We start from the raw sequence: 18771 nt of genomic DNA, 5'->3' as shown, positions 1-18771 counted from the left end.
AACGGCGCGCTGTTCGTGGCCGACGAGGTGCAGAGCGGCGTCGGGCGCACCGGCGACTGGTTCGCGTGCGACCGGGAGGGCGTCGTGCCCGACCTCGTGGTCGTGGCCAAGGGCGTGGCCGGCGGCATGCCGCTGTCGGCCGTGACGGGTCGCGCGGAGCTGGTCGACGCGGTGCACACCGGCGGCCTGGGCGGCACCTACGGCGGCAACCCCGTCGCCTGCGCCGCCGCGCTCGCCGCGCTGGAGGCCGTCGAGCGCGACGGCCTGCTGCAGCGGGCGCGGGAGGTCGAGGAGCTGGTGACCAGCCGCCTGCGGGCGCTGGCCGCCCGCGACCCGCGCGTCGGCGACGTCCGCGGGCGCGGCGCGATGCTCGCCGTCGAGCTGGTCGCCGCCGACGGCAGGACCCCCGACGCGGCGCTGGCCGCGGCCGTGGCCGCAGCGGCCAAGGCGCAGGGCGTGATCGTGCTGACCTGCGGCACCGCCGGCAACGTGCTGCGCTTCCTGCCGCCGCTGACGATCGGCGACGAGCTGCTCCACGACGCCTTCGACGTGCTCGACGCGGCCTTCGCGGGTGCCCGGTGACCGCCCTGGAGGACCGCCCCGGCACGGCCGGCGGCGCACCCGCCACCGCTGCGGCCGGAGGGGCGGCCACGCTGGCCGACGCCCGTGCGCAGCTGGCGGCGGCGGTGAAGCTGCTGGGCTACGACCGCGGCACCTACGAGCTGCTCGCCGTGCCGCGCCGCGAGGTCACCGTGAGCATCCCGCTGCGCCGTGACGACGGCACCGTGGAGGTCCTCACCGGCCACCGGGTGCAGCACAACTACTCCCGAGGGCCGGGCAAGGGCGGGGTGCGCTTCAGCCCCTCCGTCGACCTCGACGAGGTGCGCGCCCTGGCGATGTGGATGACGTGGAAGTGCGCCCTGCTCGACGTGCCCTACGGCGGGGCCAAGGGCGGGGTGCGCATCGACCCGCGCCGGTACTCCGCCGCGGAGCTGGAGCGCGTCACCCGCCGCTTCACCTCCGAGATCTCCCCGCTCATCGGCCCGGCCCAGGACATCCCCGCCCCCGACGTCGGCACCGACGAGCAGACGATGGCCTGGATGATGGACACCTACTCCGTCGGCGCCGGGCACACGGTGCTGGGCGTGGTGACGGGCAAGCCGATCTCCCTGGGCGGGTCCCTGGGGCGCGCCTCGGCCACCTCCCGCGGCGTCGTCCACGTCGCCCTGGCCGCACTGCGCCACCTGGGGCTGGACCCAGCGCGCTCGACCGCGGCGGTGCAGGGCTTCGGCAAGGTGGGCCGCGGCACGGCGCGCTTCCTGGCCGAGGCCGGGGTGGCCGTGCGCGCGGTCAGCGACCAGTACGGGGCCGTGGAGGCCCTGGGCGGGTCGGGGCTGGACGTGGTGGCCCTGGAGGCGCACGTCGACGCCACCGGCTCGGTGACCGGCTTCCCGGGGGGCGTCCCGCTGGACGGCCCCGAGCTGCTGACCGCTGACGTCGACCTGCTCGTGCCCGCCGCCGTGGAGGGCGTGCTTCACGAGGGCAACGCCGGTGAGGTGCGTGCGCGCCTCGTGGTGGAGGGCGCCAACGGCCCGACCACGGCCGCCGCCGACGCGCTCCTCGCGCAGCGGGGCGTGCTCGTGGTGCCGGACATCCTGGCCAACGCCGGCGGCGTGATCGTGTCCTACTTCGAGTGGGTGCAGGCCAACCAGGCGTACTGGTGGTCGGAGGACGAGGTGGAGGCCCGCCTGGCCGACCGCATGACCTCGGCGTGGCAGCAGGTGCTCGCCCAGTCCCAGCGCCACGGCGTGGACCTGCGGGCCGCCGCCACCAGCCTGGCCGTGCAGCGCGTCGCGCAGGCCCACACCCAGCGGGGCCTCTACCCCTGAGGGCGGGCATACCCTGCTGGACGTGGCCCTGGTGCTCGTGGTGGACGACACGGCGCAGATCCGCATGCTCATCCGCCTCAACCTTGAGCTCGAGGGCCACGAGGTCGAGGAGGCCGCCGACGGCGACGAGTGCCTGGCGCGCCTGCGCGACCCCGCCGCCGCCCGCCCCGACGTCGTGACGATGGACGCGGTCATGGAGCCGCGCGACGGGTGGAGCGCCGTCGCGGAGATGCGCCGCGACCCCGCCCTGGCCGACGTGCCCGTGGTGATGGTCACCGCCAGCGTGCAGGCCCACCAGCGCGCCCGGGCCGTGCAGGTGGGCGTCGACGCGCTGGTGGCCAAGCCCTTCGAGCCCACCGCGCTGGTCGAGGTCGTCGAGGACCTCGCCGCCGCCGGCAGGCCCCCGCGGGGCGCCAGCGCCTCACCTTCGCGCCAGTAGCCTGGTGGGGTGACCCCCGAGGAGCTGTCGGCAGCCGTCCGCGCCTGCCTTCACGACGCCGTGAGCGCCGGTGAGCTGGCCCTGCCGGCGGGCGCGGTCCCGCAGGCCGTGAAGGTCGAGCGGCCCCGCAACCGCGACCACGGCGACTGGGCCACCTCGGTCGCGCTGCAGCTGGCCAAGCCGGCCGGGCTGCCGCCGCGCGAGGTCGCGGCGGTGCTGGCCGCCCGCCTGTCCGGGGTGGCGGGCGTCAAGAGCGTCGACGTCGCCGGGCCGGGCTTCCTCAACGTCGTCCTCGACGCCGCTGCGGCCGGTGAGCTGGCGCGCACCGTGGTCGAGGCCGGCGCCGCCTTCGGGCGCACCGACGGCCTGGCCGGGCGGAAGGTCAACCTCGAGTTCGTCTCCGCCAACCCCACCGGCCCCGTCCACCTGGGCGGCACCCGCTGGGCCGCCGTCGGGGACTCCCTGGCCCGCGTGCTGGCCGCCGTCGGCGCTGACGTGACCCGCGAGTACTACTTCAACGACCACGGCGCGCAGATCGACAGGTTCGCCCGGTCCCTGCTGGCCCGCGCCCACGGCCAGGAGGCGCCCGAGGACGGCTACGGCGGCGCGTACATCGAGGAGATCGCCACCACCGTCGTCAGCGGCGCGCTCGCCGCGGGGGAGGCGGACCCGCGCACCCTGCCCGAGGCGGAGGCCCTGGAGGCCTTCCGCAGCCGCGGCGTGGCGCTGATGTTCGACGAGGTCAAGGCGAGCCTGCACGACTTCCGCGTCGACTTCGACGTGTACTTCCACGAGGACTCCCTGCACACCTCCGGCGCGGTGGCCACCGCGGTGCAGCAGCTCAAGGACTCCGGGCGCCTCTTCGAGGCCGACGGCGCCTGGTGGCTGCGCTCCACCGAGTTCGGCGACGACAAGGACCGCGTGGTCATCAAGTCCGACGGCAGCCCCGCCTACGTCGCCGGTGACCTCGCCTACCTGCGCGACAAGCGCGCCCGCGGCTTCGACCTGTGCATCTACCTGCTCGGGGCCGACCACCACGGCTACGTGGCCCGCCTCAAGGCGGCCGCCGCGGCGTTCGGCGACGACCCGGACGTCGTCGAGGTGCTCATCGGCCAGATGGTCAACCTCGTGCGCGAGGGCGTGCCGGTCCGCATGAGCAAGCGCGCCGGCACCGTGGTGACCATGGAGGACCTCGTCGAGGCCGTCGGCGTCGACGCCGCGCGCTACGCCCTGGTGCGCTCCAGCGTCGACTCCCAGATCGACGTCGACCTCGACCTGCTGGTCAAGCGCACCAACGACAACCCCGTCTTCTACGTGCAGTACGCCCACGCGCGCACCGCGGGGGTGGGCCGCAACGCCCGCGAGCTCGGGGTGCGCACCGAGGACGGCTTCGACCCCTCCGTGCTCGACCACGCCACCGAGTCCACCCTGCTGGCCGCCCTCGGCGACTTCCCCCGCGTGGTGGCGCAGGCCGCCGAGCTGCGCGAACCCCACCGGGTGGCCCGCTACCTGGAGGCCCTCGCCGGCAGCTACCACAAGTGGTACGACGAGCGGCGCGTCACGCCGGTGGGCGAGGAGTCCGTCACCGACGTGCACCGCACCCGCCTGTGGCTCAACGACGCCACCCGCACGGTGCTGGCCAACGGCCTGGCCCTGCTGGGCGTCTCCGCCCCCGACCGCATGTGACCCTGGAGAGCACCCCGTGAGAGCGCACCCCGCAGGCCCGCAGCACGCAGCGGGCCTGGGCGGTCCGGGCTGGCTGAGCGAGCCCGACGACCCGAACGACCTCCTGCCCGCGCTGTGGCCGACCAGCGCCCGGCGCGGCGCTGACGGCGCGGTGAGCGTCGGCGGCGTGCCGGTCACCGAGCTGGCCGCCGAGCACGGCACCCCCGCCTACGTCGTGGACGAGGCCGACTTCCGCGCCCGGGCCACCGCCTTCCGCGACGCCTTCGCCGACGCCTTCGCCGACGCCTGCGGCGGGGCTGACGTGTACTACGCGGCCAAGGCCTTCACCTGCACCGCGGTGGCGCGCTGGCTCGCCGAGGACGGCCTGCGCTACGACGCCTGCACGGGTGGGGAGCTGGCGGTGGCGCTGCGCGGCGGCACCGACCCCGCGCACGTGCTGCTGCACGGCAACAACAAGTCCGACGCGGAGATCGCCCGGGCGGTGCGGGCGGGCGTCGGCAAGGTCGTCGTCGACGGCTTCCACGACATCGACAGGACCGCCGACGCCGCCCGTGAGGCCGGCGTGCGCCAGGGGGTGCTCATCCGCACCACGGTGGGCGTCGAGGCCCACACGCACGACTACATCGCCACCGCCCACGAGGACCAGAAGTTCGGCCTGTCGCTGGCCTCCGGCCAGGCCGCCGAGGCCGTCCGCCGGGTGCTCGCGCGCCCGGAGCTCGAGCTGCGCGGGCTGCACAGCCACATCGGCAGCCAGATCTTCGACGTCTCCGGCTTCGAGGTGGCCGCCCGGCGCCTCCTCGGCCTGCACGCGCAGGTGCTCGCCGAGCACGGCGTGGAGATGCCCGAGGTCGACCTCGGCGGCGGCTTCGGCATCGCCTACACCACGCAGGACGCCCCCCTGAGCCCCGCCGACCTCGCGCGGGGCATGGCCGAGGTGGTCACCGCGGCGTGCGCCCAGCTCGGCGTGGCCGTGCCCAAGGTGTCCGTGGAGCCCGGCCGCGCCATCGCCGGCCCGGCCGGGGTGACGCTGTACCGGGTGGGCTCCACCAAGGACGTCGCCCTCGACGGCGGCCTGCACCGGCGCTACGTGGCCGTCGACGGCGGGATGAGCGACAACATCCGCACCGCGCTGTACGACGCCGACTACTCCGCCACCCTGGGCGGGCGCAGCTCGGTCGCCGCGCCCGTGCTGTCCCGGGTGGTCGGCAAGCACTGCGAGAGCGGCGACGTCGTGGTCAAGGACGAGTTCCTCCCCGACGACGTCACCGCCGGCGACCTGCTCGTCGTGCCCGCCACCGGCGCCTACTGCCACAGCATGGCCAGCCAGTACAACCACGTCCCGCGCCCGCCGGTGGTGGTCGTCAAGGACGGCACCAGCCGGGTGCTGGTGCGCCGCGAGTCCGAGGAGGACCTGCTGGCGCGCGACGTCGGCTGACCGGGGCGCCGGGCAGCGGGGCGGACGCGCGCCCGGGCACCCGGACCTGGCAGGATCAGGGGCGTGGCGATCGCGTACGCGCTCATGGGTGTCGGTGCCCTGCTGGTCTTCCTCGGCCTGCTCAACGGCGACATCACGACGGCGCACGACATCTCGAAGTTCAGCGGCGTGCTGCTCATCGGCATCGGCCTGGTGGCCTCCGCGAGGATCGCCGCCAAGCGCAAGCAGGCCGAGCGGATCGCCCGGATCCGGGAGGGCCTGCCGCAGGTCGAGCCGCTGGGGCGCGGCGGCGCGTCGCACTGACGCACCACCGCGCCGCCGTCGCCGGCGCGGCGGGGCTCAGACCGGCGGCAGCACCCGGGTGGGCACCGCCGGGTCGCCCTTGGACAGCGCCAGCCCCTCCCACGGCAGGCTGACCAGCACCTCGCCCAGGTGCTCGCGCGCCGCCGCGAGGCCGTCACCGCTGGAGGCCGGGCCCACCCGCTGCCCGCCGCGCACCAGCGGCACCTGCAGCGCGCGGTCACCGGGCTCCGCCGGCGGCGGCCCGCCGGCGCTGACGACCTCCTCGGTGGCGGTGCCGGAGCTGCGGTGGCGGCGCACGGCGGTCTTGCGGCCCCCGTGGCTGGCCTTGGACTCCGAGCGCTTGGCCACCGGGCGGCCCTCGACCTCCACGAGCTTGTAGACCATCCCCGCGGTGGGGGAGCCGGACCCCTGCACGACCGAGGTGCCCACGCCGTAGGCGTCGACGGGGGCGGCGCCGAGGGCGGCGATGCCGAACTCGTCGAGGTCGCCGGAGAGCACGATCCGGGTGCCCGTGGCGCCCAGGGCGTCGAGCTGCTGGCGCACCTGCACGGCCAGCACCGCCAGGTCCCCGGAGTCGATGCGGACGGCGCCGAGCTGCGGGCCCGCCACGCGCACGGCGGTCTCGACGCCGGCCCGGATGTCGTAGGTGTCCACCAGCAGCGTCGTCCCGGTGCCCAGGGCGGCCACCTGCGCGCGGAAGGCGGCCTCCTCGGAGTCGTGCAGGAGCGTGAACGCGTGCGCGGAGGTGCCCGAGGTGGGCACGCCGTAGCGCCGGCCGGCCTCGAGGTTGGAGGTGGAGGAGAAGCCGGCCAGGTAGGCCGCGCGCGCGGAGGCCACGGCGGCCTCCTCGTGGGTGCGGCGGCTGCCCATCTCGATGATCGGCCGGTCCCCGGCCGCCACCGCCATGCGCGAGGCCGCCGAGGCCACCGCGGAGTCGTGGTTCAGCACCGCCAGCACCAGCGTCTCCAGGACGACGGCCTCCTCGAAGGTGCCGGTCACGGTCAGCACGGGGGAGCCGGGGAAGTACACCTCGCCCTCGGCGTACCCGTCGACGTCGCCGGTGAAGCGCCACGCGGCCAGGTGCTCCAGGGTCTCCGGCGACAGCCGGCCCGCCTCGCGCAGCGCGTCGAGCACCGGCTCGTCGAAGCGGAAGCGCTCCAGGGCGTCCAGCACGCGGGCGGTGCCGGCCACCACGCCGTAGCGGCGCCCGTCGGGCAGCCGGCGCGCGAAGACCTCGAAGGTGCAGCGGCGCTGGGCGGCGCCGCTGCGCAGCGCCGACTCCAGCATGGTCAGCTCGTAGGCGTCGGTCAGCAGCGCGGTGCTGGGCAGGTCGGTGCGCGTCGGCGCCGCTGACCGCGGCGGGGTCATCTCCACGGCCTCACCGTAGGATGGGGGCGCGTGAGCACCCACCGGACGGACGCACGGTGATGACGGGTCCACAGCCCGTGCTGGTCCCGGCAGCGGGCGCGCGGCTCGTCGCCAGCGCCGCGCCGGCGGAGGCCGAGGAGCGCGTCGAGGCGCCCGACGGCGAGCTCGCCAGGCCGTGGGTCACCATCGTGTGGAACGACCCGGTGAACCTCATGTCCTACGTGACCTACGTCTTCCAGACGTACTTCGGGCACCCGAAGGAGAAGGCGGAGAAGCTCATGCGCGACGTCCACGAGGCCGGCCGCGCCGTCGTCTCCAGCGGCACCCGCGAGGAGATGGAGCGCGACACCGAGGCGATGCACGCCTACGGCCTGTGGGCCACCTTCGCGAAGGACGCCTGAGCGTGGCCCGCCGCTTCGAGAGCACCCGGCGCGGGGTCTCCGCCACCCTCGACGACGACGAGCGCGCCCTGCTCGCGGGCCTGCTCGCCGAGGTCGCCGAGCTCCTCGACGACGGGTCCGCCCCCGCGGCCGACCCGCTGGAGGCCCTCGTGGGCACCGGCGGCCCCACCACGCCGCCGGCCGACCCGGCGGTGGCCCGCCTCCTGCCGCAGGGCGCCCGCGACGACCCGGACGCCGCCCGGGAGTTCCGCCGCCTCACCGAGAAGGGTCTGCGGGCCCGCAAGCGGGAGGCGCTGGAGCGCGCCCGCGCCACGCTGGACCGGCCCGGCGCCGTCGTCCTCGACCCCGACGAGGCGCACGCCTGGCTGGTGTCCCTGACCGACGTCCGCCTGGTGCTCGCCGAGCGGCTCGGCCTGCGCTCCGACGAGGACGCCGAGGCCGTCCTCGCCGAGGCCGCCTCCCGCTCCCCGGAGGACCCGCGCGTCTGGATGGTCTCGGTGTACGACTTCCTGACCTGGCTGCAGGAGTCCCTGGTCGGCGCGCTGACGGCGCGGCGCGGGAGGGACCGGCGTGGCTGACGCCCCGATCGGCATCTTCGACTCCGGCGTGGGCGGCCTCACGGTGGCGCGCGCGGTGCTCGACCAGCTCCCCGGCGAGGCGGTGGTCTACCTCGGCGACACCGCCCGCGCCCCCTACGGGCCGCGCCCGCTGGCGCACGTGCGCGCCTACGCGCTGGAGTGCCTGGACGAGCTGGTCGCCTCCGGCGTCAAGCTGCTGGTCATCGCCTGCAACACGGCGAGCGCCGCGGTGCTGCACGACGCGCGCGAGCGCTACTCGGTGCCCGTGGTCGAGGTGATCCGGCCGGCCGTGCGGCGGGCGGTGGCGAGCACCCGGACCGGGCGCGTCGGCGTCATCTGCACCGCCGCGACGGCCACCTCGGGCGCGTACGCCGACGCCTTCGCCGCCGCCCCGGGGATCACGACGACGACGACGCCGTGCCCGCGCTTCGTCGACTTCGTCGAGGCCGGCGTGACGTCGGGCCCGGAGCTGGTGGAGGCGGCGCGCGAGCAGCTCGCGCCGGTGCAGGCGGCCGGGGTCGACACCCTGGTGCTGGGCTGCACGCACTACCCGCTGCTCACGGGCGTCATCTCCTACGTCATGGGCGACGGCGTGACGCTGGTCTCCAGCGCCGAGGAGACCGCCAAGGCGGTCTACCGGGAGCTCACCGCGCGCGGTGAGCTGCGCCCCGACGGGCTGGCCGAGCCGCAGCACCGCTGGCTGACCACCGCCGACCCGGAGCGCTTCGCGGTGCTGGCCCGGCGCTTCCTCGGCACGGCCGCGCCGGCGCGGCTGCGCGCCGAGCGGCACACCACGGTGCTGCACACCGGGCTGCTGCCCAAGATCACCGCGCCGCTGGCGCGCGACCGGTAGAGGGGGACGCGGCGTGAGGCTGACGGTGGTCGGGAGCTCGGGGTCCCTGCCCGGACCGGGCTCCCCGGCGTCGTGCTACCTGCTGGAGGCGGAGGACCCAGCCGGCGGGCGCACCTGGCGCGTGGTGCTCGACCTCGGCAGCGGCGCCTCGGGGCCGCTGCAGCGGCACCTGCCCGGTGGCGACCTCACCGCGCTGGACGGGGTGCTGCTCTCGCACCTGCACGCCGACCACTGCCTGGACGCCTGCTCGCTCTACGTGGCGCTCAAGCACGGCCCCGCCGCGCACCGCGGCGAGCCCCGGGCGCCGATGCCGCTGTGGGCGCCCGCCGGTGCCGCGGGGCGCCTGGCCCGCGCCTACGACCTGCCCGAGGACGGCCCGGGCATGACCGAGCAGTACGCCTTCGGCACCTGGGTGGACCGCCAGCCGGTGCGGCTGGGGCCGTTCACCGTGGAGCCGGTGCGGGTCGAGCACCCCGTGGAGGCCTACGGCCTGCGCGTCACCGGCCCCGCCGAGGGCGGCGGCACCGCGGTGCTGTCCTACACCGGGGACACCGACGACTGCCCCGGGCTCGACCACCTCGCCGCCGACGCCGACCTGCTGCTCACCGAGGCCAGCTTCACCGACGACCTGCCGTTCGAGCGCGGGGTGCACCTGTCGGGCGCCCGGGCCGGCGGCGTCGCCGCGCGCGCCCGGGCCCGCGCGGTGCTGGCGACGCACCTGACCCCCTGGGCGGACCCGGACGCGGTGCTCGCCGAGGTCCGCTCCCGCTTCGACGGCCCCGTCGACCTCGCCCGCCCCGGCGCCGTCCACTCCCTCTGAGGCCCCTCCGCGACCGCAGCCGAGCGCCCGGTCGCGGTTCCCGCGTGCCCGAGAACCGCAGCCGAGTGCCTGGTTGCGGTTCCCCGGCCCTCTGGAGCCGCAGCCGAGCGCCCGGTTGCGGTTCCGGCGTCCCCGGGAACCGCAGCCGAGCGCCTGTTCGCGCTCACGGGGGGCGACGACGGCGCGGGTGGGGGCGTCGGCGGCGGGTCCTAGGCTCGTGAGCATGGCTGAGAGCACCAGCAGGCCCGGCGGGCGGCGTCCCGACCAGCTCCGCGACGTCACCATCACGCGCCGCTACCTCGAGGCCGGCGAGGGCAGCGTCCTCGTGGAGTTCGGCCGCACGAAGGTCCTCTGCGTCGCCTCCCTCACCGAGGGCGTGCCGCGCTGGAAGAAGGGCAGCGGCTCGGGGTGGGTCACCGCCGAGTACGCGATGCTCCCGCGCGCCACGAGCACCCGCAGCGACCGCGAGTCGGTCAAGGGCAAGGTCGGCGGGCGCACCCAGGAGATCAGCCGCCTCGTCGGCAGGTCGCTGCGCGCCGCCGTCGACGTCGCCAAGCTCGGGGAGAACACCGTCGTGCTCGACTGCGACGTGCTCCAGGCCGACGGCGGCACGCGGACCGCCGCGATCACCGGCGCCTACGTGGCGCTCCACGACGCCGTCACGTGGGCCCGCGAGAAGGGCATCGTCACCAAGGACCCCCTGCGCGGCTCCGTCGCCGCGGTCAGCGTGGGCATCGACAGGGGGCAGCCCGTCCTCGACCTGGAGTACGTCGAGGACGTGCGCGCCGAGACCGACATGAACGTCGTCATGACCGGTGACGGGCGCTTCGTGGAGGTCCAGGGCACCGCAGAGGGCGAGCCGTTCGACAGGGCCGAGCTCGACGCCCTGCTCGAGCTCGCCGCCGGGGGCTGCGCCGAGCTGACCCGGCTGCAGCGCCAGGCGCTGGGCCTGTGACGCGCGCCGCGAGGGCGGCCACCGGTGGCGCCGGAGGGCCGGTGCGCGTGGTCCTGGCCACCCGCAACGCGCACAAGGTCGGCGAGCTGCGCGCCATCCTGGCCCCGCACCTGCCCAGCGACGCCCGCGTCGAGCTGCTCGCCGTGGGCGACCCCTCGCTCCCGCCGGTGCCCGAGGTCGCCGAGACGGAGGTGACCTTCGCCGGCAACGCGCTGCTCAAGGCCCGCGCGGTGGCCGCGGCCACCGGCCTGGTGGCCGTCGCTGACGACTCCGGCATCGCCGTCGACGTGCTCGGTGGCTCCCCGGGCATCTTCTCCGCTCGCTGGGCCGGTCGCCACGGCGACGACGCCGCCAACCTCGCCCTGCTGCTGGCGCAGGTCGCCGACGTGCCCGACCAGCACCGCGGCGCCGCCTTCGTCTGCGCCGCGGCGCTGGTGGCCCCCGACGGCCGCGAGCACGTCGAGCTGGGCGAGCTGCGGGGGCGCCTGGCGCGCGAGCCGCGCGGGGAGGGCGGCTTCGGCTACGACCCGGTGCTCGTGCCGGAGGGCTCCGAGGTCAGCTGCGCGCAGCTGGCACCGGAGGCCAAGGACGCCATCAGCCACCGCGGCCGGGCCTTCCGGGCCCTGGCCCCGCACCTGGTGGCGGCGGCCCTCAGGCGCTGACGGCACGGCCACCGCTGCCGGCTGGCAGGATGGCGCAGCCGCCACCGGGTGCGACGCCGTCATGACGGTGCGTCGTCGCGCCGGGCGCGCAGGAGGAGGCGAGGTGCCGGACCAGCACGGGCTGCCCCTCGCCGAGGCGCCCTCCTGGCTGACCCTGGACGGCGCCGACCGGGTGGTGGCCATGAACCGGCCGGCGGAGGCGCTGCTCGGCGCGCCCCGCGAGGAGGTGCTGGGGCGCTGCCTGTGGGACCTGTTCCCGCAGGGGCGCGAGCACGCCTTCGGGCCCCGCTACGCCGAGGCGCGCCGCAGCGGCACCCCCCTGGCCTTCGAGGCGTACGGCACCGGGGTGCAGCGCTGGCTCTCCGTGCACGCCGTGCCCGAGGGCGAGGTCCTGCACGTGCACCTGCTCGACGTCACCGAGCGCCGCCGGGCGCAGGAGGAGCTGCAGGCCACCGTGCGCCGCCTCGAGCTGCTCGGGGCTGTCAGCGAGCTGATCGCCCACGGCTCGGACCAGGGCATCGCCGTCGGTGAGCTGGCCCGCCTCGTGGTCCCCGACCTGGCCGACTGGTGCACGGTCACGCTCGTGCAGACCGGCCGGCTGCGGCGCACGCTCGGCTGGGCCCACCACGACCCCGCGCTCGAGCCGGTGCTGGAGCGGTACGCCGGCTACCAGGCCGCCACGATGAGCCGCGAGGCCGCCGTGGCGGTGTCCCTGCGCACCGGGCGTGAGGTGGTGGTCCCGGCGCTGCCGCCCCTGGGTGACTGGGTGGGTGACGCGCAGGCGCGGGCGCTGCTGGAGGTGCTGCGGCCCGCGTCGGTGGTGGTCGTGCCGCTGCAGGCGGGCAGCCGCACCCTCGGGGCGATGGCGCTGGTGCGCACCGACCCCGCCGCGGTGCGCACCGAGGCCGAGCTGCAGACCGCGCGCGAGGTGGCCCGCCGCGCCGGGCTCGCGCTCGACAACGCCCGCCTGTACGGCGAGCAGGCCGAGCTGAGCGCGGCCCTGCAGCGCAGCCTGCTCACCGCCCCGCCGCGGCCGCCCGGCGCCGAGCTGGCGGTCCGCTACGTCAGCGCCGCCGTCGAGGCGCGCATCGGGGGGGACTGGTACGACGCCTTCCGCCAGCGCGACGGCAGCACCGTGCTCGTCATCGGCGACGTCATCGGCCACGACTCGCGCGCCGCCGCGGCCATGGGGCAGGTGCGCGGGCTGGTCCGCGGCATCGCGCACGCCACCGGCCACCGCCCGGCGCAGGTGCTGACGGCGGTGGACGAGGCCGTGGAGGGCCTGGAGCTGGCCACCTCGGCCACGGCCGTCGTCGCCCGCCTCGACCCGCGGGCCGGTGGCGCCGGCGTGCCGCCCGACGCCGCCCGGCGACTGGTCTGGTCCAACGCGGGGCACCCGCCGCCGCTGCTGCGCCGGCCCGACGGCACCGCGGTGGTGCTGGAGGACGCCGAGACCGACCTGCTGCTGGGCATCGACCCGGGCACCACCCGCCGCGAGCACAGCGCCGCCCTGGCGGTGGGCAGCACGGTGCTGCTCTACACCGACGGGCTGGTGGAGCGGCGCGGCACGTCCCTGGACACGGGCGTGGAGGACCTCAGGGCGGCGCTGCAGGCCGAGGGCCACCTGCCGCTGGAGCAGCTGTGCGACGCCGTCCTGGCGCGGGTGCTGCCCGACGAGCCGGAGGACGACGTCGCCCTGCTGGCGCTGCGGGTGGTCTCCGGCGACTGACCGCCGGCCCCGCTGCTGGGGCGCCCGGTCGGCGGCGGGCTGGTGCGCGAGGCGGGACTCGAACCCGCACGCCCGGAGGCACAGGATCCTAAGTCCTGCGTGGCTGCCAGTTTCACCACTCGCGCTGGCCCGGCGGGGGCCGGTCAGTCGACGCCGAGCTCCTTGCGCAGGCGGGCGACGTGGCCGGTGGCCTTGACGTTGTAGGCGGCGCGGGTGACGACGCCGTCGGGGCCGACGACCACGGTGGAGCGCAGCAGCCCCGTCGTGGTGCGGCCGTACATCGTCTTCTCCCCCCAGGCGCCCCAGCGCTGGATGACCCCGCGCTCGGTGTCGCTGGCCAGCGGGAAGGGCAGGTGCTCCTCGGCCGACCAGGCCTCGAGCGCGGGCAGCGGGTCGGGGGAGACCCCGACGACGTCGTACCCCGCCGCGCTCAGCGAGCCGAGGTTGTCGCGGAAGTCGCAGGCCTGCGTGGTGCACCCGGGCGTGCCGGCGGCCGGGTAGAAGTACACGACGACCGAGCGGCCCCGGTGCTCCGACAGGGTCCAGCTGCCGCCGTGCGTCGCGGGGAGCGTGAAGTCCGGGGCGAGGTCACCCGGCTCGAGGCGGTCTGCCACGCCCAGGAGGCTAGCGGACACGCCGCCCGCTGCCCCCGAGCAGGTGGGCCTGGGCTGCCGGAGCGCGCTGCAGCCACTAGCGTCCCGAGCATGAGCGTCCCGCCCGACGAGCCGGCGCGCCTCGAGCGCGAGATCAGCCTCCACCAGCAGCACCTCGCCGCGACCGTCGACGAGCTCGCCTCGCGCGTCGCGCCCAAGGCGCTCGCCCAGCAGGGCGTCGAGAACGCCAAGGGCAGGGCCAAGGAGCTCGTGCTCGACGAGGACGGCGCCCTGCGGGTCGAGCGCATCGCCGCCGTGGGCGGCGCCGTCGTCGCCGTGGTCGGCCTGTTCACCGGGCTGGCCGTCCGCCGCCGCCACCACTGACGCCGGAGCCACCCGCCGGCGGTAGCGTCGGCGGGTGAGCACCTCTGCCGGGAGCCCCGCCGCCACGGGCGACGCGCGCCTGCCGATCCGGATGCTGCACGACCGCGTGCTCGTCGCCCTCGACCGCGAGGCGGGCGAGCGGCGCTCGGGTGCGGGCATCGTCATCCCCGCCACGGCCGCCGTCGGCAAGCGCCTGGCGTGGGGCGAGGTGGCGGCCGTCGGCCAGCACGTGCGCCAGGTGCAGCTGGGGGACCGGGTCCTGTTCGACCCCGAGGACCGGGCCGAGGTGGAGCTGTCGGGGCGCGACTACGTGCTGCTGCGCGAGCGCGACCTGCACGCCGTGGCCGCCCCTCGCGTGGAGGCCGGCTCCACCGGTCTGTACCTCTGAGCGCCGAGCAGGGGCAGCAGGCGCCCGCGCCCCCGGGGGACGGCCCCGCGGAGCGCCGGGGGGTGTGGCCCAACGCCCGCTACACGGTGCTCGACGCGCCGGGGCCGCTGCCCCGGGACATGCTGCGCGACCTGCTGGCCATCCGCCGCGACCCGCTGGCCTACCTGCGCTCGGCCGTGCAGCGGTGGGGTGACCACGTCGCCTTCCCGCTGCCCACCACGCCGGTGCTGCTGGTCAACACCGTGGCGGGGGCGCGGCGGGTGCTGGTGGAGGGTGCCGGGGCCTGGTCCAAGCGCACCGTCCAGTACGGGTCGCTGTCGCTGGTCACCGGCAGCGGCCTGCTCACCAGCGACGGCAGCGCCTGGCGCGAGGCGCGCCGCGTGGCGCAGCCCGCCTTCCACCGCTCCGGACTGGTCGCCGTGGCCGAGCAGTCGGTGGCCGCGGCCGAGCGCCTGCGGTCCCTCTGGGACGCCGGGGACGGCGCGGCCGGCGGTGTCGTCGACGTCGACGCCGCCGCGCTGCAGGCGACGCTGGAGGTGGTCGGGCGCACGCTGTTCGGGGGGGACGTCACGGCCGAGGGGGTCGACGACGGCGAGCGCGTGGTGGCCGCCGTGCTGGAGGCCCTGGGCGTGGTCGTCTCCCGCGCCCGCACCCCGGTGCCCGGCTGGCTGCCCACGCCGTCGCGGCGCCGGCTGCGGCGGGCCAACCGCGTCATGGACGAGGTGGTGGACCGGGTCGTCGCGCGCCGCCGCGCCAGCGGGGAGCTCGGGCAGGACCTGCTCGGGCTGCTCCTGGCCGCCGTCGACGAGGGCCGCCTGCCGCCCGAGGCCGTGCGGGGCGAGCTGGTGACCATGGTCATCGCCGGCCACGAGACGGTGGCCTCCTGCCTCACCTGGACGCTGCACCTCCTGGCGGAGCACCCGGAGGCGCAGGACCGGCTGCACGCGGAGCTGGACGCCGTCCTCGGTGTCGCCGAGGGCGGCGGCGAGGGCGGCGGTGGCGGCGGAGCGCGCTCCAGCCACCGGGCGCCGACCTGGGAGGACCTGCCCGCCCTGGCGTGGACGCGCGCCGTGGTCGACGAGTCGCTGCGCCTGTACCCCCCGGCCTGGGTGGTCACCCGGCGCGCCGAGGCCGACGACGTGGTGGACGGCGTGGCCGTGCCCGCCGGCACCCTCGTGATCGTCAGCCCGTGGCTGCTGCAGCGCCGGGCCGACGCCCACGCGGACCCCGAGCGCTTCGACCCGGGCCGGTTCACCGGTGAGGGGCCGGAGGTGCCGCGCGGTGCCTACCTGCCCTTCGGGGCGGGGGCGCGGCTGTGCATCGGGCGGGACTTCGCCCTCACCGAGGCCGTGCTCGTGCTCGCCTCGCTGCTGCGTGACAGGGCGGTGCGACCCGTGCCGGGCCGTGAGCCGGTGCTGGAGGCCCTGGTCACCCTGCGCCCGCGGCACGGCCTGCCGCTGCGCCTCGAGCGCCGCTGACGGAGCGCCGCTCGCGGGCCCTCCGGCGGCCACCACCCCCACCCGCACGGCCCCGCGGGACTGGTAGTGTGTTCACCGCACACGCGCTTCTAGCTCAATTGGCAGAGCAGCGGACTCTTAATCCGCGGGTTCTGGGTTCAAGTCCCAGGGGGCGCACCCGGTGCGGAGGGGCCCGACCTGACCAGGTCGGGCCCCTCCGTCGTCCCCGGCCGCTCGCAGACCGACGACGACGGCACCCTCACCCGGCGCGCAGGGACACGTCCGCGGCCTCGGCGACGTCCGCGGTGCGCCCGGGGGCGCTCTGGAAGCGCCAGTACAGGTTGGTGTGCGCCACGACGTCGGCCACCGGGGGAGCGCCCCACGCGCTCTTGTCGCCGGCGGTGTGGGCGTCGCCCACGAGCGTCACGTCGTAGCCGCGGGTGAAGGCGCCGTGGATGGTGGACCTGATGCAGGCGTCGGTCTCGGCGCCGGTCACCACCAGCCGGCCGACCCCGCGCTCGGCCAGGACCTGCTCGAGGTCGGTCGCCTCGAAGCTGTCCCCGTAGTGCTTCTGGACCACGGGCTCGCCCTCGGCCGGAGCCAGCTGGTCGACGATCCTCCAGCCGTCGCTGCCCGCCGGCAGGCCCTCGTCGGAGTGCTGCACCCACACCACGGGCACGCCCTCGGCGCGGGCGCGGTCGACCAGCCCGGAGATGGCGGTCACCACCTCGTCGCGCCGCGGCGCCTCGCCGACGACGTCGTTCTGCACGTCCACGACGAGCAGCGCGCTGCCCTGACGGCCTTCCAGCGTGGTCATGGTGCCTCCCACCTCGGTGCGTCCTCTCGAGGCGGCACGCTAGACCCGGCCGCCGACACCCCGCACCGCTCGCGCGCCGGCGGTCAGCGCCTCGAGCGCCCGTCAGCTGCGCACGAGGCGCGCGATGGCGGCCGAGGCCTCGCGGACCTTCTCGTCGGCCTCGGGGCCGCCGCGGCGCGCGGCGTCGACCACGCAGTGGGCCAGGTGCTCCTCGAGCAGCCCCAGCGCGACCTGCTGCAGCGCCTTGGTGGCCGCCGAGACCTGGGTCAGGACGTCGATGCAGTACTGGTCCTCGTCGACCATGCGCTGCAGGCCGCGCACCTGCCCCTCGATGCGGCGCAGGCGCTTGAGGTGGGCGTCCTTGGCGTGCGAGTAGCCGTGCTGCGCCGCCTCGTCCATGGTGCCGAGGATACCCCTGGGGGGTGTCAGGCGACCTCGTCGACGGCCGCCTCGCCGAGCCACGGCTCGAAGCCGTCGCTGCGGCCCGCCCAGCGGCCCAGGCCGCGGGCGAGCTCGGCGTCGGTGAGCAGGCTGTCCTGGAAGGCCGCGAGGACGGGGGCGGGGTCCTCCTCGACCCCGGTGACGACCAGGCGGGTGCTGCGCTCGACCTCCAGGCCGGTCGCGCCCCACGGCCCCGCGTCGCCCACGCTGAGCTGGCCCCCCGCGCCGTCCCAGGCGCCCACCACCGCCGGGCGCGTCGGCAGCCAGAACCGGCCCCGCCCCACGAGCCGGCCGCCGGCCAGCGCCTCGAGGTTCCCGCGCAGCCGCTCGGGGTGGGCGGGCCGCCAGTCGTGCAGGTCCAGCGTCCACACGCCGTGGGCGTCGGGCGCGCCGCTGGGCGCAGCAGCGCGCGGGTCGTCCCACAGCCGGGAGGTGCGGGGGTCGTGGCGGTGGCGCAGCAGGTGGGGCGCCCCCAGGTCGCTGGCGGCACGGGCGTCGACGGTGCCCGGCAGGGCGAGGTGCTGCAGCAGCGCGAGCGTCCGCGCGTCGGCGCCGGGCGCCAGGACGAGGTCGGCGCCGCGCAGCTGGCGGGCGAGCACCTCCCCGACGCTGCGCGCGTCGTCGTCACCGTGCTCGAGGTCGCGCTCGCCGAGCAGGTCGTCGCCGAGCAGGTCGCCGGCGGCGGTGGTGCCGTCGACGGCGAGCACCACTCCGGCGAGGTCGAGGCGCTCGCGCACGGCGCGCTCGGAGGCCGCGCCGCCGAGCAGGCCCAGCAGCCCGCGGACCGCGGGCACCGGCTCGCTGGCCAGCGGCAGCGCCAGCAGCGCCGCGCTCCAGCGGTCCAGCTCGGCCAGGCGCACGAGCGCGGGCAGCAGGTCCTCGCGGACCGCGCACGACAGGCAGGCGTGCTCGAGGGGGACCACGACGTCCTCCAGCACGCCCGTCCCGTCGCTCACCACGCGGCGCAGCAGCCCCTGGCCGGCACCGGTGAGGTCGTGGCGGACGACCACGGCGTCGGGGGCGTCCAGCTGGACGCTGAGCACGGCGGCGTCGCGCGACGCGGCGTCCACCGCGGTGACGGCGGTGACGGGCAGGCGAGAGGCTGCGACCACGGGGGCCTCCGGGTGTCGTTGTGAGAACGGTTCTCGCCTAGAGTGGCACATCACGAGAACGCTTCTCGTGATGGCTACCCCGTGGAGGTCTTCGTGAAGGTCCGCTCCTCGCTGCGCTCGCTCGCGCGCCAGCCCGGCTCGAAGGTGGTCCGCCGGCGCGGCCACCTCTACGTCATCAACAAGGCCAACCCGCGCTCCAAGGCGCGGCAGGGCTGAGGCCGGCCATGACCCGCCCCTGCCAGGTGACCGGGCGCCGCGGGCGCTCCGGCAACGCCATCTCCCACTCCCACCGGCGGACCAAGCGCCGCTTCGAGCCCAACACCCAGTCCAAGCGCTACTGGGTGCCCTCCCTCGGCAAGCACGTCCGGCTGGACCTGACGCCCGCCGGCATGCGCGTCATCGACAGGCGCGGCGTCGCAGCCGTCGTCGCCGACCTGCAGCGCCGCGGGGAGGTGGTCTGA

Annotated in this window: 23 protein-coding genes and 2 tRNA genes; 19 read left to right on the top strand and 6 right to left on the bottom strand. The window is 76.5% G+C overall.

Going from position 1 to position 18771, the window contains the following annotated elements:
• The 6 genes from ACUN9U_RS14270 to ACUN9U_RS14245 form a co-directional block, all read left to right on the top strand.
• A partial coding sequence (locus tag ACUN9U_RS14270) for an aminotransferase class III-fold pyridoxal phosphate-dependent enzyme (RefSeq protein ID WP_445485657.1) occupies positions 1 to 582 on the top strand: 582 nt, incomplete at its 5' end.
• A gap of 71 nt (positions 583 to 653) precedes the next feature.
• A complete protein-coding gene (locus ACUN9U_RS14265) occupies positions 654 to 1889 on the top strand; it encodes a Glu/Leu/Phe/Val family dehydrogenase (RefSeq protein WP_445485669.1) in 1236 nt (411 codons plus the stop codon).
• A 22-nt stretch (positions 1890 to 1911) separates the two neighbouring features.
• Complete coding sequence (locus ACUN9U_RS14260) at positions 1912 to 2328, top strand: response regulator (RefSeq protein WP_445485656.1); 417 nt, start codon at positions 1912 to 1914, stop codon at positions 2326 to 2328.
• A gap of 9 nt (positions 2329 to 2337) precedes the next feature.
• Positions 2338 to 4014, top strand: coding sequence for an arginine--tRNA ligase (gene argS, locus ACUN9U_RS14255; protein WP_445485655.1), 1677 nt, complete (start codon positions 2338 to 2340; stop codon positions 4012 to 4014).
• A gap of 16 nt (positions 4015 to 4030) precedes the next feature.
• A complete protein-coding gene (lysA, locus tag ACUN9U_RS14250) occupies positions 4031 to 5449 on the top strand; it encodes a diaminopimelate decarboxylase (protein ID WP_445485654.1) in 1419 nt (472 codons plus the stop codon).
• 63 nt (positions 5450 to 5512) lie between these two features.
• Entirely contained in the window at positions 5513 to 5752 is a 240-nt protein-coding gene (locus ACUN9U_RS14245; protein ID WP_445485653.1) for a hypothetical protein, read from the top strand.
• A 36-nt stretch (positions 5753 to 5788) separates the two neighbouring features.
• On the opposite strand, the gene ACUN9U_RS14240 is transcribed toward ACUN9U_RS14245, so the two are convergent.
• On the bottom strand, positions 5789 to 7120 hold the full coding sequence (locus ACUN9U_RS14240; protein ID WP_445485668.1) for a nicotinate phosphoribosyltransferase: 1332 nt from the start codon (positions 7118 to 7120) through the stop codon (positions 5789 to 5791).
• A gap of 59 nt (positions 7121 to 7179) precedes the next feature.
• Between ACUN9U_RS14240 and clpS the strand changes: the two genes are divergently transcribed.
• The 7 genes from clpS to ACUN9U_RS14205 all read left to right on the top strand — a co-directional run bounded on the left by clpS (position 7180) and on the right by ACUN9U_RS14205 (position 13118).
• Positions 7180 to 7521, top strand: a complete 342-nt coding sequence (gene clpS / locus ACUN9U_RS14235) for an ATP-dependent Clp protease adapter ClpS (protein WP_445485667.1) — start codon at positions 7180 to 7182, stop codon at positions 7519 to 7521.
• Between the two features lie 2 nt (positions 7522 to 7523).
• Positions 7524 to 8099, top strand: a complete 576-nt coding sequence (locus tag ACUN9U_RS14230; RefSeq protein ID WP_445485652.1) for a DUF2017 domain-containing protein — start codon at positions 7524 to 7526, stop codon at positions 8097 to 8099.
• The gene (gene murI, locus ACUN9U_RS14225) at positions 8092 to 8952 is read left to right on the top strand and encodes a glutamate racemase (protein ID WP_445485651.1); all 861 of its coding nucleotides are present in this window, start codon (positions 8092 to 8094) and stop codon (positions 8950 to 8952) included. Before ACUN9U_RS14230 ends, murI begins: the two co-directional genes overlap by 8 nt.
• A gap of 13 nt (positions 8953 to 8965) precedes the next feature.
• A complete protein-coding gene (locus ACUN9U_RS14220; protein WP_445485650.1) occupies positions 8966 to 9772 on the top strand; it encodes an MBL fold metallo-hydrolase in 807 nt (268 codons plus the stop codon).
• A gap of 223 nt (positions 9773 to 9995) precedes the next feature.
• The gene (gene rph, locus ACUN9U_RS14215) at positions 9996 to 10727 is read left to right on the top strand and encodes a ribonuclease PH (RefSeq protein WP_445485649.1); all 732 of its coding nucleotides are present in this window, start codon (positions 9996 to 9998) and stop codon (positions 10725 to 10727) included.
• Positions 10724 to 11389, top strand: a complete 666-nt coding sequence (rdgB, locus tag ACUN9U_RS14210; RefSeq protein ID WP_445485648.1) for an RdgB/HAM1 family non-canonical purine NTP pyrophosphatase — start codon at positions 10724 to 10726, stop codon at positions 11387 to 11389. The genes rph and rdgB overlap by 4 nt, the downstream gene beginning before the upstream one ends.
• A 103-nt stretch (positions 11390 to 11492) precedes the next feature.
• Positions 11493 to 13118: a SpoIIE family protein phosphatase gene (locus ACUN9U_RS14205; RefSeq protein WP_445485647.1), complete on the top strand. Its 1626-nt coding sequence runs from the start codon at positions 11493 to 11495 to the stop codon at positions 13116 to 13118.
• A gap of 40 nt (positions 13119 to 13158) precedes the next feature.
• Here the strand turns inward: ACUN9U_RS14205 and ACUN9U_RS14200 are convergent.
• Positions 13159 to 13243, bottom strand: a tRNA-Leu gene (locus tag ACUN9U_RS14200).
• Positions 13244 to 13261: 18 nt separating this feature from the next.
• Positions 13262 to 13732: a peroxiredoxin gene (locus ACUN9U_RS14195; protein ID WP_445485646.1), complete on the bottom strand. Its 471-nt coding sequence runs from the start codon at positions 13730 to 13732 to the stop codon at positions 13262 to 13264.
• A gap of 90 nt (positions 13733 to 13822) precedes the next feature.
• Here ACUN9U_RS14195 and ACUN9U_RS14190 point away from each other — a divergent pair, with 90 nt between their 5' ends.
• From ACUN9U_RS14190 to ACUN9U_RS14175, 4 genes are all read left to right on the top strand, one after another.
• Positions 13823 to 14095, top strand: a complete 273-nt coding sequence (locus ACUN9U_RS14190; RefSeq protein WP_445485645.1) for a DUF3618 domain-containing protein — start codon at positions 13823 to 13825, stop codon at positions 14093 to 14095.
• A gap of 91 nt (positions 14096 to 14186) precedes the next feature.
• Entirely contained in the window at positions 14187 to 14483 is a 297-nt protein-coding gene (locus ACUN9U_RS14185) for a GroES family chaperonin (protein WP_445485666.1), read from the top strand.
• 62 nt (positions 14484 to 14545) lie between these two features.
• Positions 14546 to 15961 (top strand): cytochrome P450, encoded by a 1416-nt coding sequence (locus tag ACUN9U_RS14180; RefSeq protein WP_445485644.1) that lies wholly within the window; start codon positions 14546 to 14548, stop codon positions 15959 to 15961.
• A gap of 83 nt (positions 15962 to 16044) precedes the next feature.
• A tRNA-Lys gene (locus tag ACUN9U_RS14175) sits at positions 16045 to 16117 on the top strand.
• Positions 16118 to 16199: 82 nt separating this feature from the next.
• On the opposite strand, the gene ACUN9U_RS14170 is transcribed toward ACUN9U_RS14175, so the two are convergent.
• The 3 genes from ACUN9U_RS14170 to ACUN9U_RS14160 all read right to left on the bottom strand — a co-directional run bounded on the left by ACUN9U_RS14170 (position 16200) and on the right by ACUN9U_RS14160 (position 18310).
• A complete protein-coding gene (locus tag ACUN9U_RS14170) occupies positions 16200 to 16757 on the bottom strand; it encodes an isochorismatase family protein (RefSeq protein WP_445485643.1) in 558 nt (185 codons plus the stop codon).
• 102 nt (positions 16758 to 16859) lie between these two features.
• Positions 16860 to 17156 carry a metal-sensitive transcriptional regulator gene (locus ACUN9U_RS14165; RefSeq protein ID WP_445485642.1) on the bottom strand — a complete coding sequence of 99 codons (297 nt, stop codon included), beginning with the start codon at positions 17154 to 17156 and terminating at the stop codon, positions 16860 to 16862.
• A 26-nt stretch (positions 17157 to 17182) separates the two neighbouring features.
• Positions 17183 to 18310, bottom strand: coding sequence for a GTP-binding protein (locus ACUN9U_RS14160; RefSeq protein WP_445485641.1), 1128 nt, complete (start codon positions 18308 to 18310; stop codon positions 17183 to 17185).
• 93 nt (positions 18311 to 18403) lie between these two features.
• Between ACUN9U_RS14160 and ykgO the strand changes: the two genes are divergently transcribed.
• Positions 18404 to 18526, top strand: coding sequence for a type B 50S ribosomal protein L36 (ykgO, locus tag ACUN9U_RS14155; RefSeq protein WP_445485665.1), 123 nt, complete (start codon positions 18404 to 18406; stop codon positions 18524 to 18526).
• 8 nt (positions 18527 to 18534) lie between these two features.
• On the top strand, positions 18535 to 18771 hold the full coding sequence (gene rpmB / locus ACUN9U_RS14150) for a 50S ribosomal protein L28 (RefSeq protein WP_445485640.1): 237 nt from the start codon (positions 18535 to 18537) through the stop codon (positions 18769 to 18771).

The organism is Quadrisphaera sp. KR29 (assembly GCF_052644995.1).
This window is presented reverse-complemented; position numbering and strand designations above follow the sequence as displayed.

Coding starts and splice junctions, on each gene's coding strand:
- ACUN9U_RS14240 (WP_445485668.1), bottom strand. CDS start 7,120: ATGACCCCGCCGCGGTCAGCGGCGCCGACGCGCACCGACCTGCCCAGC.
- clpS (WP_445485667.1), top strand. CDS start 7,180: ATGACGGGTCCACAGCCCGTGCTGGTCCCGGCAGCGGGCGCGCGGCTC.
- rph (WP_445485649.1), top strand. CDS start 9,996: ATGGCTGAGAGCACCAGCAGGCCCGGCGGGCGGCGTCCCGACCAGCTC.
- ACUN9U_RS14190 (WP_445485645.1), top strand. CDS start 13,823: ATGAGCGTCCCGCCCGACGAGCCGGCGCGCCTCGAGCGCGAGATCAGC.
- ACUN9U_RS14185 (WP_445485666.1), top strand. CDS start 14,187: ATGCTGCACGACCGCGTGCTCGTCGCCCTCGACCGCGAGGCGGGCGAG.
- ACUN9U_RS14170 (WP_445485643.1), bottom strand. CDS start 16,757: ATGACCACGCTGGAAGGCCGTCAGGGCAGCGCGCTGCTCGTCGTGGAC.
- ACUN9U_RS14165 (WP_445485642.1), bottom strand. CDS start 17,156: ATGGACGAGGCGGCGCAGCACGGCTACTCGCACGCCAAGGACGCCCAC.
- rpmB (WP_445485640.1), top strand. CDS start 18,535: ATGACCCGCCCCTGCCAGGTGACCGGGCGCCGCGGGCGCTCCGGCAAC.